General features: G+C 71.4%; 12 protein-coding genes and 2 pseudogenes. 7 read left to right on the forward strand and 7 right to left on the reverse strand.

Going from position 1 to position 13,434, the window contains the following annotated elements; all coding sequences use genetic code 11:
* The gene (locus AB5L52_RS36170) at window positions 1-825 is read right to left on the reverse strand and encodes an FAD binding domain-containing protein (RefSeq protein WP_351019553.1); all 825 of its coding nucleotides are present in this window, start codon (window positions 823-825) and stop codon (window positions 1-3) included.
* A gap of 209 nt (window positions 826-1,034) precedes the next feature.
* Here AB5L52_RS36170 and AB5L52_RS36175 point away from each other — a divergent pair, with 209 nt between their 5' ends.
* The gene (locus AB5L52_RS36175; protein WP_369367710.1) at window positions 1,035-2,657 is read left to right on the forward strand and encodes a helix-turn-helix domain-containing protein; all 1,623 of its coding nucleotides are present in this window, start codon (window positions 1,035-1,037) and stop codon (window positions 2,655-2,657) included.
* A gap of 83 nt (window positions 2,658-2,740) precedes the next feature.
* Here the strand turns inward: AB5L52_RS36175 and AB5L52_RS36180 are convergent, their stop codons facing one another.
* Complete coding sequence (locus AB5L52_RS36180) at window positions 2,741-3,136, reverse strand: helix-turn-helix transcriptional regulator (RefSeq protein WP_351019558.1); 396 nt, start codon at window positions 3,134-3,136, stop codon at window positions 2,741-2,743.
* 125 nt (window positions 3,137-3,261) lie between these two features.
* Here AB5L52_RS36180 and AB5L52_RS36185 point away from each other — a divergent pair, with 125 nt between their 5' ends.
* Window positions 3,262-3,579 carry a DUF1707 domain-containing protein gene (locus AB5L52_RS36185; RefSeq protein ID WP_369367711.1) on the forward strand — a complete coding sequence of 106 codons (318 nt, stop codon included), beginning with the start codon at window positions 3,262-3,264 and terminating at the stop codon, window positions 3,577-3,579.
* A 2-nt stretch (window positions 3,580-3,581) separates the two neighbouring features.
* Window positions 3,582-3,854: a hypothetical protein gene (locus AB5L52_RS36190; RefSeq protein WP_369367712.1), complete on the forward strand. Its 273-nt coding sequence runs from the start codon at window positions 3,582-3,584 to the stop codon at window positions 3,852-3,854.
* Window positions 3,855-3,892: 38 nt separating this feature from the next.
* On the opposite strand, the gene AB5L52_RS36195 is transcribed toward AB5L52_RS36190, so the two are convergent.
* From AB5L52_RS36195 to AB5L52_RS36205, 3 genes are all read right to left on the reverse strand, one after another.
* Window positions 3,893-5,848 carry an APC family permease gene (locus AB5L52_RS36195; RefSeq protein ID WP_369367714.1) on the reverse strand — a complete coding sequence of 652 codons (1,956 nt, stop codon included), beginning with the start codon at window positions 5,846-5,848 and terminating at the stop codon, window positions 3,893-3,895.
* Between the two features lie 268 nt (window positions 5,849-6,116).
* A complete protein-coding gene (locus AB5L52_RS36200; protein WP_369367715.1) occupies window positions 6,117-6,674 on the reverse strand; it encodes a hypothetical protein in 558 nt (185 codons plus the stop codon).
* A gap of 422 nt (window positions 6,675-7,096) precedes the next feature.
* On the reverse strand, window positions 7,097-7,627 hold the full coding sequence (locus tag AB5L52_RS36205) for a universal stress protein (protein WP_351019571.1): 531 nt from the start codon (window positions 7,625-7,627) through the stop codon (window positions 7,097-7,099).
* Between the two features lie 236 nt (window positions 7,628-7,863).
* Here AB5L52_RS36205 and AB5L52_RS36210 point away from each other — a divergent pair.
* Both AB5L52_RS36210 and AB5L52_RS36215 read left to right on the forward strand, forming a co-directional pair.
* Window positions 7,864-8,410 (forward strand): annotated as a pseudogene (locus AB5L52_RS36210) (extracellular solute-binding protein); the annotation flags it as partial.
* Window positions 8,407-9,084 (forward strand): annotated as a pseudogene (locus tag AB5L52_RS36215) (carbohydrate ABC transporter permease); the annotation flags it as partial. The pseudogenes AB5L52_RS36210 and AB5L52_RS36215, both read left to right, overlap by 4 nt.
* A gap of 178 nt (window positions 9,085-9,262) precedes the next feature.
* Here AB5L52_RS36215 and AB5L52_RS36220 read toward each other — a convergent pair.
* Window positions 9,263-9,469 (reverse strand): DUF5999 family protein, encoded by a 207-nt coding sequence (locus AB5L52_RS36220; RefSeq protein WP_067135827.1) that lies wholly within the window; start codon window positions 9,467-9,469, stop codon window positions 9,263-9,265.
* A 299-nt stretch (window positions 9,470-9,768) separates the two neighbouring features.
* Complete coding sequence (locus AB5L52_RS36225; RefSeq protein ID WP_351019575.1) at window positions 9,769-10,368, reverse strand: hypothetical protein; 600 nt, start codon at window positions 10,366-10,368, stop codon at window positions 9,769-9,771.
* Window positions 10,369-10,939: 571 nt separating this feature from the next.
* Here AB5L52_RS36225 and AB5L52_RS36230 point away from each other — a divergent pair.
* Both AB5L52_RS36230 and AB5L52_RS36235 read left to right on the forward strand, forming a co-directional pair.
* Window positions 10,940-12,457: a glutamate--cysteine ligase gene (locus AB5L52_RS36230; protein ID WP_369367716.1), complete on the forward strand. Its 1,518-nt coding sequence runs from the start codon at window positions 10,940-10,942 to the stop codon at window positions 12,455-12,457.
* A 162-nt stretch (window positions 12,458-12,619) separates the two neighbouring features.
* The gene (locus AB5L52_RS36235; RefSeq protein WP_351019581.1) at window positions 12,620-13,420 is read left to right on the forward strand and encodes a type II CAAX endopeptidase family protein; all 801 of its coding nucleotides are present in this window, start codon (window positions 12,620-12,622) and stop codon (window positions 13,418-13,420) included.
* Window positions 13,421-13,434 lie beyond the last annotated feature (14 nt).

Consider the following 13,434-nt stretch of genomic DNA (forward strand, 5'->3'; position numbering starts at 1 on the left):
TCATCGCCGCTCCTCCTCCGTCAGCTCGCGGCGGATCTCCTCCGCCAACCGGAACGTCATGTGGCGCCGCCACTCGGGCAGTCCGTGGATGTCGTCGAACCACTCACCGTCCGCGACCGCCCCGTCGATCGCCTCGCGCAGCGCCCCGGCCGTCGGGGCCAGCGGGAACCACAGCCGCACCGGACGGACCGTGGCGGCGGTGACGGTGATGGCGACCGAGTGGTCGACCGGGTCGAGCGTGCCGATGACGAGGGCGGCCGAGCGGCCCAGGCCGTACAGCGAGGTCTGCCGGAACGCCGTGCGGCAGGCCAGGGCACGGGCGGGGAGGGTGACCGAGCGCAGCAGCTCGCCCGCGGCGAGGTCCTTGCGACCCGCTCCGATGACGAAGTCGGCGACCCGGACCCGGCGCCGGGCCCCGTCCTGGGCGAGGAGCAGACACTCCCCGTCGAGAGCGGCCGTGAGGGAGATCATCGGGCCGGCCGGCAGCCCGTTGCACAGGTTCCCGCCCACCGTGGCCATGTTCCAGATCTTGAACGAGGCGAGGAACGCCCGGCAGCACTGCTCGAAGAGGGGAGCCGCCGGGGCGATCAAGTCCCGGGCGCAGCGCGACAGTTCGGCGATGGTGCAGGTGGCGGCGAGCTCCAGCGAGCCGTCCGCGTGGCGCTGTACGGGTGTCCAGCCCATCCGGCTCAGGTCCACCAGGCGCCGCAGCTGCGGCTGGGGCTCGGAGAACAGGTACGTTCCGCCGCCGAGCCAGGCGTCCCCCGGCCGCCACGGCGCGGGCCGCCTGGCGTCTCGTATCTCGAGCACCGTGTTCAGGTCCATGGCCGAAAGTGAACCAACGGGAAACGGCCCGGACGACTGGTGCCGAGCACGGAAACTCCGACGCCGCGGCTGCTCCCACTGGAGGATCCACCAAGAAGCATCCGCTCTCGAAAGCTTGCATTTACGATGTTTCCTCTCGCACTCGGCTCGCGAATGCGAGATGCCGGACGGTCTGCTCGCCGCCCGGCGGCCGTACGAGGAGCCAGCACATGCACGTGGAACACCTCCTGGGGGACGCCTCCCTCGGCCTGCGCCTGCTGTGGGCGGAGGACGCGCTGCTGAGGCGTGAAATCAGCGGAGTGACCGTCACGGACCTGGAGGACCCGGCCCGGTTCGTGCGGCCCGGCGAGGTGGTGCTCAGCGGACTGGTGTGGTGGTCGCCCGACGGCGGCTCCGGCAGGGCGGAGCGGTTCGTCTCGGCACTGAAGGACGCGGGGGCGGCCGCGCTGCTCGCGGGCGAGGAGACCCACGGGGCCGTGCCGGACGACCTGGTCGAGGCGTGCGTACGGCACCGGGTGCCGGTGGTCGGGGTGCCGGCGCACATCATGTTCCGGTCGATCACGGACACGGTGTATCTGCGTCAGTGGGGCGGGCTGAGCCGGCATCAGGCGCTGCCGGAGAACACGCGCGTACGGCTGAGCCGGCTGCTCGCGCAGGAGGCAGGGCCGGGCGCCGTCCTCGGCGCGGCCTTCGCCCACCTCGGCGGGGCCGCCGCGTACGTCTTCACCCCGTCCGGGCGGACGGTCGCGGCCACGGCGGGCGCGGCGGCCGTGCCGGCCCGGGAGGCGGTCGCACTCGTCGCGGACGGGGCCGGGGTGACCGCCTCCGTCGACGCGGGCGGTGTGTCCGCCTACGAGCGCTGGCTGCTGTATCTGCCCGATCCCGACGGTGCGCCGCCGCGCATGCTGCACGAGGTCGCCGCCGTGCTGGCGCGCTGTCAGGAGGCCGGTGCCCGTCGTCCGTCGGCCGGTTCGCGCGCGGCGGACGAACTCGGTGCGCTGCTGGCCGCTGCGGGCGGGCGGGAGGACGGGACGGTGGGAGCCGCGCTGCGCCGGTGCGGGCTGCCGGAGACGGGGCCGTACCAGGTGATCGTCGCGGACGTGGAGGTACGAGCGCCGGAGGCACGGCAGCCGGGGGTGGCCGAAGTGCTGCTCGCCGAGGGGGCGTTGGCCGAGGTGGCCGGGCATCTGGTGGAGGCGGGCGGCGGTGCTGGAGAGGGCGCGGACGGGGGTGAGGGGGTTCCCGCCGTCGCGGCTGCCGTGGGGCGGCTGCCGGACGGGTGCGCCTTCGCGGTGCTGTCCGGCGGCGCGGCGGACGGTTCGACCGACGGCTGCGCTGACGGCTGGGCGGACGGCTGGGCGGACGAGGTGTGGTCACTGGTCGCCGACTGTGCGCCGGGCGTCGCGCTGCACGGCGGCATCGGCGTGCCCGCGGCGGAACCCGAAGGCCTGCGCGGTGCGCTGGCACAGGCCCACTACGCCCTGACTTCGGCCCGCACCACCGCGCCCGGCGCCTCCCGGCTCGTCGACGCCGGTGCCCTCACCACCCTCGACGCCCTGCTCACGGGGGTGCCGGCCGACGTGCGCGACGCCTACAGCCACAGGGTTCTCGGCCCGCTGCTGGAGAGCGACCGGCCCGCCATCGCCGTCCTGCTGAGCACCCTGGAGACCTTCCTGGCCTGCGACGGCTCCTGGGCGCGTACGGCCCAGGCGCTACATCTGCACGTCAACACCGTGCACTACCGGGTGGAGCGCATCGAGCGGCTCACCGGGCGCGATCTGTCCCGGCTGCGGGACCGGCTCGATCTGTGGGCCGCGCTGATGTGCCGGTAGGGCGTCTCCGGCGCCGTATGCGCAGAACGAGGGCCGGGAGAGGGCAGAGGCGAGCGCAGAGACGAGCGCCGGGGCGTGCCGGGTCAGACGCGGTCGATGTGCACGTTGGTGGACTTCACGCGCGCCGTGGCCTCCATGCCGACCTCCAGGCCGAGTTCCTCGACGGCTTCCCGGGTCAGCAGCGACACCAGCCGGTGCGGGCCCGCCTGGATCTCCACCTGGGCGGCTACGTCACCGAGCTTGATCGCCGTGACGATGCCGGGGAACGCGTTGCGGACGGAGGTGTAGGGGGCGTCTTCCTCGCCGCTGCCCGCCTTGGCCAGTTCGACGGAGAACGCGGCGAGATCCTTGCCGTCGATGAGCCGCCGCCCGGACTCGTCGCGATGGGTCGCCACCCGGCCCGCGTCGGCCCAGCGGCGGGCGGTGTCCGGGCTCACGCCGAGCAGCCGTGCCGCCTGGCCGATCGTGTAGGACTGCATGTCGGTCACGATAGGGCCACACGCTGGGAACTGTGGACGTGGGGTTGGCCGTTGGGTATAACGCGATATAGCGTTAGTCTTCTGTCGTGGCTCCCTGCGGGGACATGCTGAATCGGGGTGAGGGGATGGCGGCCGACATGGTGGACGCGGAGGTGCCGGACGGGCTGCGTGCCTCGCACGCGGACCGGGACCGGGTGGTGGAGGCGCTGGCGGCCGCCGCGGGCGAGGGCCGGCTCACCCATGAGGAGCTGGACGAGCGGGTGACCGCCGCCCTGTCCGCGCGGTCGCTCGGGCAGCTGGCGGTGCTCACCGCCGACCTGCCGCAGGAGACCGCCCCGGCTCCGGCGGCCGCGGCGGCCAAGGACGTCGCCGGATCGAGCAGCAGTACGCCTCGGCCAAGCGCGAGGGCCGCTGGGTCGTGCCGCGCCGCCTGGAGATCGTAGGCGTGTGGGGGAACGTGACCCTGGACTTCTCCGAAGCCGTGATCACGCACGACGCCCTCGACATCGACCTGGACATGTGCGGCGGCACCCTGCGCCTGCTCACCCGGCCCGGCATGGTCGTCGACGCCGACTCGCTGGCGATCGCCCACAGCAAGACCAAGCTCCGCCCGGCTCGCGATCCCGAGGCGCCGGTCGCGCTCCGGGTGGCGATAGGCGGGCGGCTGAGCATGGGCAAGGTGGAGGCACGCCCGCCTCGGCGGTGGTTCGGGAAGTAGCGCCGAGCCGGGCGGCTCGGCGCTGCCCGGTCCAGGGCTCAGCCGGTGTGGACGCGCGGTCGGTGCGCCCGGTCCGGTTCCGCCTCGCGCAGGACCTCGCGGGTGACCGGGGCGACCTCGCCCTGCCCGAAGAGGAAGAAGCGCAGGAAGTTGGCGAACGGGTTGCCCTCGGTCCACTCGAAGTAGATGTGCGGGGTGCAGCCCGTCATGTCGCGGGCGTGCAGGAGAAGGGCCGCCAGGGCGTTGGAGATGGAGGCGGATTCCAGGGTCAGCACGCGGTAGCGGTCGTGCAGCACCTCGCCGCGCACGGTCAGGCCCGCCTCGAACTCGGAGGGGTCGGTGAGCGTGACCTCGACGAAGACGAAGTCCTCCTGCTCGGGCATGTCGTTGTCGGCGCGGATCTGCTCGATCTTGTCGCGGTACTCGGCCTTGTCCCGGTGTCCCGGCTCGTTGGCGATGAACCGCATCTTGCGGCTGGCCATGTCCCTGATGAAGCGTTCCGCCAGCGGGTCGAGCGTCACGCTGGTCACGCGCAGCTCGAAAGCACGGGCCAGCCGGGACAGGAACGAGACCAGGATGATGCCCGCGATAAAGCAGGCACCGATCTTCACACCGTCCGGGCGCTCGATGACGTTCACGACGGTCGTGTAGAGGAACACCGCCGAGATCACGCCGAAGCCGATGGTCCACTTGCGCTGCCCGGCCTTGCGCGCCGCGATGGTCACGGCGATCGCCGCGGAGCTGATCAGGACCAGCACACCGGTGGCGTAGGCGCCGCCCTGCGCGTCGACATCGGCGTCGAAGAGCCAGGTGACCAGGAAGGCGACGAGCGTGAAGACGATGACCATCGGGCGCACCGCGCGGGCCCAGTGTGGGGCCATGCCGTAGCGGGGCAGATAGCGCGGCATCAGATTGAGCAGACCCGCCATGGCGGAGGCGCCGGCGAACCACAGGATCGCGATGGTCGAGACGTCGTAGACCGTGCCGAAGGCGCCGCCGAGGTACTCGTGTGCGAGGAACGCGAGCGCGCGGCCGTTGGCCTGGCCGCCGGTCTTGAAGTCGTCCGCCGGGATGAGCAGCGTGGTGATGAAGCTGGTGGTGATCAGGAACGCGCTCATGATGATCGCGGCCGTGCTGAGCAGCTTCTTGGTGTCCCGGATCCGGCCGGTCGGCTTCTCCTCGGTGTCGTCCGGGTCGCCCTGGACGTGCGGCATGACGGCGACGCCGGTCTCGAAGCCGGAGAGGCCGAGCGCGAGTTTGGGGAATACGATCAGCGCCACGCCGATCATGACGAAGATGTTGCCGTGCTGCGCGGTCAGCGCGCTGGACCAGTCGGTGATGACATGTCCCGCGGTGACCACGTGGTAGAGGCCGACGATCACGACGACGACGTTGAGCGCGAGGTAGATGCCGACCAGCGCGGTCGCGACGCCGATCGCCTCCAGGAAGCCCTTGAGGAACACGGCACCGAGCAGGGCCACGAGGAACAGCGTGATCACCATCTGGTGGCCGTGCAGGGCGCTGGTCAGGTGCGGGTTCTCCACCAGGTGGGTGGAGGCGTCCGCGGCCGACAGGGTGATGGTGATCAGGAAGTCGGTGGCGGCGAAGCCGAGCAGCGTGAGCACGAAGAGCTTGCCCTGCCAGAAGGACAGCAGCCGCTCCAGCATGGCGATCGAACCCTCGCCGTGCGGGCTCTCCTCGGCGACCCGGCGGTACACCGGAAGCGCGCCGGCCAGGGTGACTATGACGAGGACGATGGTCGCGATCGGCCCCAGCAGACCGGCCGCGAGCGCCGCGATGCCCGGCTGGTAGCCGAGGGTGGAGAAGTAGTCGACACCCGTCAGGCACATCACGCGCCACCAGCGCTGGCCCTGGTGCGGGGGCTCGGGTTCGGCGTGGGGCCCGGTGTGGCCGCCGTGTTTGCCCATGTCGGACAGCCCCTCCAGCATCCAGTTGCGCAAGCGACTGGGAGGAGGGTGTTCGGTCGTGGCCATCGGCGTGCTCCTGGGTGCGGCTCAGCTCTTTCCGGCCATCACGCGGACGGCGGCACCAGCGTATGCAGAGAGTGACGTTGGGGCCCACGGATCCGGGCGCGGGAGGCGTCAAACTTGCGTTAAGAATGGCCCGGAAGGGGCAGAGCCGCATCAAGAACGGGAGGCCGGAGAGGTTTGCCGGGAACACGGCCGTTCGGGTCAATCGTCGGGGCGTCGGCCCATGGACGGCCACCGAGTGTCATGGTGTCAGTACCTGGAAAGCACCACCTCACTCCATGTCGGAGACCCGGAACACGCCCAGGGCCGTCTCACGGTCGACGCGGCGGGCGAGGCGGTGCAGGGCCGTCGTGCCGCACAGCAGGGTGCCGGCCGCCTCGGAGACCCGGACGCCCTCGTCGAGCAGGTACCACAGGTCCGGATTGCGGATCAGGACCTCGGGGTCGATCTCGACCCGGTTGCCGAGGGTGTCACGCAGGATCAGCCGCTGAGCGACGCCGTCCAGCGGGCGCACCGCGACCAGCAGATCGGTGCGGACCCGGCGGGTGACCAGCAGGCGCCGCACGGCCAGCCAGCCCGCACCGGCCGACACCCGCACCGGGAACAGGACGAGCAGCAACAGCAGCGCGAGGACGCCCCACAGGCCGCCCCGCCACCAGGTGAGAGAGCCGGCCGCCCAGTCGACGCCCAGCAGCAGCCCGAGCAGCACACCGGCACAGCGCAGCGCCGTGCACACATCCGCGCGCCAGTCACGGTCGTACGCCACGCCGACGGCACCGGCCGGGTGCGAACCCATGGGCCGGGTGTGCGTGTCGTCGCGGCGCCTCATGGCTGAGACGTTAGACAGCCCCGGCCCCGCCGGAGCGTTCCTTGACGGCGTCCTGACGGCCGGCGTACGCATTTTGACGCGGCCGCAGCGCGCCGGGGAAACCCGGGGACTCCAGCGCGTCCGCCGGACTCGACGGACGCAGCGACCTCGGCCCGCCGGGAGACCCCAGCGGCCCAAGCCGCCCCAGAGGCCGCATCGGCCCCGGCGGGCTCGGTGCACCCGGGGTTCCCGGTGCGTCTGAGGGCCCCAGTGTGCCCGGCGCGATCCCGGTGGGCCTGGCGGCGTCGTGGCTCCGGGTTGCCTCGGCGCGCCTCGTCCGGGACGGCTTTCCCGGTTCCGCTTGTCTCCATGGCGGCCTCTCCGAGCCCCCACCGTCTCGAACCCGCGGCTCTCCCGAGTCCGCACCGTCACCGGTCCGGCCCTCACAACCCCCGGATGTCCATGCGCAGATGCCAGGCGTACCGCCGGTGCACGGACATCAACTCCGACTCCAGCGGCGACGGGGGCACCGCGAGGACCGGGCAGACCGCGTGGGCCAGGCAGTGCCGGGAGACCCGGCCGGAGAAGGCGCGCTGCAGACCGCGGCGGCCGGCGCCCACTACCAGGACGTCGTCCTCCCGGTCCGCGGTCGCCACCAGCGCCGGGCCCGGTGCCCCGCGGACGACGAGCGCGTGTACGGGCACCCCGGGTGCGTTCCCGCCGAAGATCTCGTCGAGCACCGCGGCCAGCCGCTGTCTGGCGAGCCGCTGCCAGTCCTCGATCAGCAGACCGGCGGCGGGGGAGCGGCGCGCGGCGGGGTCACCGCCCGGCGGCTCCCAGGCCAGTACGGGCCACAGTTCCGCTCCCAGTCGCCGGGCCAGCGCGGTGGCCCGCCGCAGGGCCGTGACGCTGCCCAGGGAGCCGCTCACACCGACCACCACCCGTGCGGCCGCCGAGGCGTCGTAACCGGACATCACTCCACCGTCCCTCGCGGGCGACGCCGGGTGTCTCGCGCGTGGACGTGCCCGCCCTGCAAGGCCCTTGCTTGCTTCCTTCCATCCCACTCCCGTCCCGCCGATTCGACCAGCCGGGCGGACCGTCGGGGCACCGCCGTGCCGGCCGACGGGCTCGCCTCCATGCTCATGCTGCCGTGAACGAGCCGCAGCGCGACACGGACCGGCCTCACTCCGTCCGAGCCCTCTCCACGGCAATTCCGAAGTTTCGAAGGAGCGATGGGCGCGACCCTGCACCGTCCCGCCGCGGCTTCCTCGCGGTCTCCGTCGCGGCCGGTCTCGGGGCGACAACACTCAGCGGCTGCGGCGGCGACTCGGACGGAGGGTCGTCCTCGGGGACGACCACGATCGAGTGGTGGAACATCTCGACCACGGAACCCGCCAAGACCGTGTGGGCGAACCTGGCGAAGACCTTCGAGGCCCAGAACCCCCAGGTCAAGATCAAGATCGTCCAGCTGGAGAACGACGCCTACAAGTCGAAGATGACCGCGCTGACCGCCTCCGGGGAAGCTGCCGGACCTCTTCCACACCTGGGGCGGCGGCGTCCTCGCGCAGCAGGTGGACGCCGGGCTGGTCGAGGACCTCACCGATCGCGCCAGGCCCTGGGCCGGCCGGCTGCTGCCGGTGGCGAGGCAGCCGTACCTCCTCGACGACAAGCTGTACGGCATCCCGTTCGACATCGGCATGGTCGGCTTCCGGTACAACAAGGCGCTCTTCAGGAGAGCCGGCATCGGCGCGCCTCCGGCTTCAAGTCCACCGGCCAGCTCTCCCGCAACCCCGTGGGGCTGCCCAGCCCCTGGTTGTTCGCCAACTACGGCGACATCCTCGGCTCGGGCTCCTTCTGGCGGCTGGTCGGCAACAGCACACTGATCGCGGTCGGTACGACCGTCCTCGTCGTCGCGGTCTCCGCGCTCGCCGCCTTCTCCTTCGCGCGGTTCGCCTTCCGCGGCCGGGAAGTCCTGTTCACGCTGTTCATCATGGGGCTGATGTTCCCGTTCGCGGTGGCGGCGCTGCCGCTGTTCCTGCTGCTGCGGTCGCTCGGCATGCTGGACAACCCGCTGGGCGTGATCCTTCCGCAGGCGGCGTTCGGCCTGCCGATGACGATCATCATCCTGCGCGGCTTCTTCCGGCAGATTCCCGGCGAGCTGGAGGAGGCCGCCACGCTGGACGGCTGCGGACCGCTCGGCTTCTTCTGGCGGGTGCTGCTGTCGATGGCCCGGCCCGCGCTCGGCACGGTCTCCGTCCTCGCTGTCGTCACCAGCTGGAACAACTTCTTCCTGCCGCTGCTGGTGTTCACCGTCTCGACCTGGTGGACCATCCCGATCGGGGTGCAGCAGTTCCAGGGCCAGTACGCCGCCGACACCGCGCGCGTCTTCGCCTACCTCGTGCTCGCCATGGTCCCCGCCCTGGCCTTCTGATCCGTCGCCGAACGACAGCTCGTCGGCGGCCTCACCGCGGGCGCCACCAAGGGCTGAGCCGCCGTCCGAGGCGCTGCGCCGACATGCGGTCACCGACCGTGACCGCCCTCGGACACAGGTCGGGGCCGGTGCGCACCGTGCGGGTGCGGCCGGCCCCTTGAGGTCGTTCGTGCTCCGCTCAGGCGGCGGTCATCACCTGGTCCGCACCGAGCGGGCGGTGCGGACCGATGATCCGGCCGTCGGGCAGCAGCTCACCGGTGTCCTCGAAGAGCAGGACGCCGTTGCACAGCAGACTCCAGCCCTGCTCCGGGTGGTGCGCCACGAGACGGGCGGACTCCCGGTCGGCGGACTCGGCTGGTGGACACGGCGGCTGGTGCTGGCACATGGGTGGGATCTTTCGCTCTGTCGTGGTCATGGCCGTCCCCCGTGGTCATAAGTCGGTCGGAACCCAGTGTTGCCCTCTGGGCGTCATTCCGCAGGGATTTCGCAGCACCGCTTCTCACAGGTTCATGACGCGTCACCCGGGCGGACGGTTCAGTCCAAGTGCACTGTCCCTTTGGGTGGTTCGCAGTGGCCGGATGGGGCTAGTCCATGCAGGCCAGACGCCCTGACATGAACGTACCCCGCTTCCCGTCCGGGCAAGCGGGGTACGACAGTGGTCGTCGCGCGGCCGTCGCGCGGTCGTCAGGCGGGCGAGCCCAGCACGGGTGGCCCCAGCAGCGGCACGGGGGTCGCACGATGGGTCAGCACCGGCAGCAGCTCCGTGACCGGGAACGGGCGGTGCGTCGCTATGCCGGGCGGGGCCGGCGCCAGCGGGACGAGCAGATCGGTGCCGCCCGGATGTCCCTCGGCTCCGTCGGCGGTGGTGTCGGCGTGCAGCCACAGGGTCAGCATGTACAGGCCGGGCACCGACAGCAGGCGCGGCTGGTACGGCTGTTGCAGCGCCTCGGCCTGCTGCAGGGCGCGCTCGGTGGAGGTGACGTAGGGGCCCTCGAAGAAGTGCGAGAAGGTCCAGCCGTCGGGCGTGAGCATGGTCTCGGCCGCGGCCACCGCTCGGTCGCCGGACCGTATCAGGAAGCGCCAGCCGGCCAGCCGGGTCGCGGACAGCCCCTGCGCCGTGATCCGGTCCAGCACGTGCACCGGCAGCGGGAGTTCGGGTGTCGTCGGGCCCTGCGCGGCACGCAGGGAGGGGGTGCGGGCCTCACGGACCGCGGTGGGTGAGCCGAGGGCGGCGAGGACGGAACGCAGGGCGGGCGCGGGGGCAGGGGGCACGTGCAGCGGCATGTGGGTCGCCTCTCTCATTCGACAGGCGCGGCGGCGCGAGGAGGGGTGGGGCGGACGACGCTGTCTGCTCACGCAAGGCCGAAAGGGTGCAGGCCCGGTTCGGTGAGCATGGGTGCGGCTCGGCCTGCCGCCCGTCACCAGGACGGCCTGAACACGGCAGGTACCAGGACCGAGGGCGTCAGCCTTCTGCCTTGTGGGCGAAGTTTATACGACGCCTGTTCGGCCGTTGTTTCGTCTATCCCATTTCCGGGGGCGACGCAAGGCGGTAATACGCCGTCGATTTGCGGGACTTCACCCGATTCCCGGGCCGGTCCGCCACTGCTGACCTCGACATACGCATCGGTAGCGGTCGGCCGAATGTCGTCGGCGTTTTTCACGAGTCGTTCTGGGAACTCGATGAAACGGACTGCCCCATGCCCCGTGAATGTGCCGCGGGGAACATTCCGACAGGGTAGCGGGCGCCACGCTCGCGCGGGACGTTATCGATCGCATCCGCTGGGCATCATCCCCCCACTGACCGGGAGCCCGGCGGCCGGATCGTCGGCCCGCCCATCCGAGGAGGGACACTTCGATGGGGGAGAAGGTCGTGGCAGGGCAGTTCGACCTGTCCGATCGCCAGCGCTACCGCGAAAAGCTCCAGAAGTGCCTCATGGGACTGGAGCGGCTGTTGCGCGAGAAGCGATTCGACCGTCCCAAGAACCTCATGGGAGTCGAGATCGAATTGAATCTCGCTGGACCCGACGGTATGCCGAAAATGTTGAACGGGCAGGTACTGGAGCGCATCGCGAGCCGCGATTTCCAAACAGAACTCGCCATGTTCAATCTGGAAGTCAACATCGCCCCACACAGATTGGGCGGCCGGGTATTCGACCGGCTCGCCGAGGAACTGCGCACCTCGCTCGCCTACGCCCATCGCAAGGCCGTCGAGGTGGACGCGGGCATCGTCATGATCGGCATCCTGCCCACGCTCGACCGCGACGACCTGGTCTCCGCCAACCTCTCCGAGGTCGACCGCTACACCCTGCTCAACGACCAGATCGTGGCCGCGCGCGGAGAGGACTTCCGGCTCGACATCGAGGGCGTGGAGCACCTCGTCTGCACGACCGAGTCGATCGTCCCGGAGGCCGCCTGCACCTCCGTACAGCTGCATCTGCAGGTCACCCCGGCCCGGTTCGCGGACGTGTGGAACGCGGCGCAGGTGGCGACCGCCGCGCAGATCGCCGTGGGCGCCAACTCACCGTTCCTGTTCGGCCGCGAGCTGTGGCGCGAGTCCCGGCCCCCGCTGTTCCTGCAGTCCACCGACACCCGCCCGCCCGAACTGCAGGCGCAGGGCGTACGGCCGCGCACCTGGTTCGGCGAGCGGTGGATCACCTCCGCGTACGAGCTGTTCGAGGAGAACCTGCGCTTTTTCCCGGCACTGCTCCCGATCTGCGACGACGAGGAGCCGCTGAACGTCATCGCGGCCGGCGGCACGCCCAGACTCGCCGAACTGGTGCTGCACAACGGCACGATCTACCGCTGGAACCGGCCGGTGTACGGCATCGCCGACGGCGTCCCGCATCTCCGGGTGGAGAACCGGGTGCTGCCGGCCGGGCCGACCATCACCGATGTGATCGCCAACGCGGCCTTCTACTACGGTCTGGTCCGCGCCTTCGCCGAGGAGTCCCGGCCGGTGTGGACCCGGCTGCCCTTCGCCGCGGCCGAGGCCAACTTCGACGCCGCGTGCCGGTACGGCATCGACGCGCGGTTCGTGTGGCCCCGGCGAGGGCGCTACGGCGGCACGGCAGTGGTCGACGCGGTCACCCTGATCCGCGACGAGCTGCTCCCGCTGGCCGCGGCCGGGCTGGACGCGTGGGGTGTGGAAGCGGCCGACCGCGACCTGTATCTGGGCGTCATCGAGGAGCGCTGCCGGCGCCGGGTGAACGGGGCGTCCTGGCAGGCGGCGACCTTCCATCGGGCGCTGGAGCAGGGGCTGACCCGTCAGGGGGCGCTCGCCGCGACGACGCGGCGCTATGCCGAGCTGATGCATGTGGGGGAGCCGGTGCACACGTGGCCGGTGGGGTTGCCGGAACCGGTTCCCATGGGATGAAGGTCGCTCCGCCGGGTTGCGCCGATCTGGGGTGAGCGTCGTACACAGGCGTACCGGTGCTGCTCGTGTGCGACGGCCCGGTACGCCGTCCTCCCCTCCGCTTCTGCGATCCTTGCGGGGCGAAGGTGGGCCGTAGGGCCCGTGAGCCGCAGGGAGGCAGGGGTGCAGGTGGAGGCTGACTCGGTGGCCGAACCCGGGGCGCGCGAGCGCGACCCGCGGCGGATCCTGCGGGACGAGACGCTGCTCGTCCTCGCGCTCTCGCTGGGCGCGAGCGGGGTCTCCGCACTGATCAGCTTCATCGGCTCGGTCACCAAGCCCGGCGGCCTGAAGGACCAGGCGGCCACCCTCAACGCCTCGGCCGCGCCCGGCCGTCCCTGGCTCGACCTGGCCTGGCAGCTGTTCGGCATCACCACCGCGCTGGTCCCCGTCGCCCTGGTCGCCCACCTCCTGCTGCGCGAGGGCGTCGGCCTGCGCACCCTCGGCTTCGACCGCACCCGCCCTCGGCCCGACCTGGCCCGGGGCGCCGGGATCGCGGCGGTGATCGGCAGCACCGGGATCGCCTTCTACCTGGCCGCCCGCGGCCTCGGCTTCAATCTCACGGTCGTCCCCGAGGCGCTGCCGGATGTGTGGTGGAAGTACCCGGTGCTGATCCTGTCCGCCCTGCAGAACGCGGTCCTCGAAGAGGTCATCGTCGTCGGCTATCTGCTGCGCAGGCTGGGCCAGTTGGGCTGGACTCCGGGAACCGCGCTGGTGGCCAGCGCGGTCCTGCGCGGCTCGTACCACCTCTATCAGGGCGTCGGCGGCTTCCTCGGCAACATGGTCATGGGCGTGGTGTTCGTGTACCTGTACCGCCGCTGGGGCCGGGTCGGTCCCCTGGTCGTCGCGCACTCCCTGCTCGACATCGGCGCCTTCGTCGGCTACGCCCTCCTCGCGGGGAAGGTCGGCTGGCTGCCGACGGCCTGAGGACCGAAGGCAGC

Origin of the sequence: Streptomyces sp. CG4 (assembly GCF_041080655.1) — a bacterium.
Taxonomy (GTDB): Bacteria; Actinomycetota; Actinomycetes; order Streptomycetales; family Streptomycetaceae; genus Streptomyces.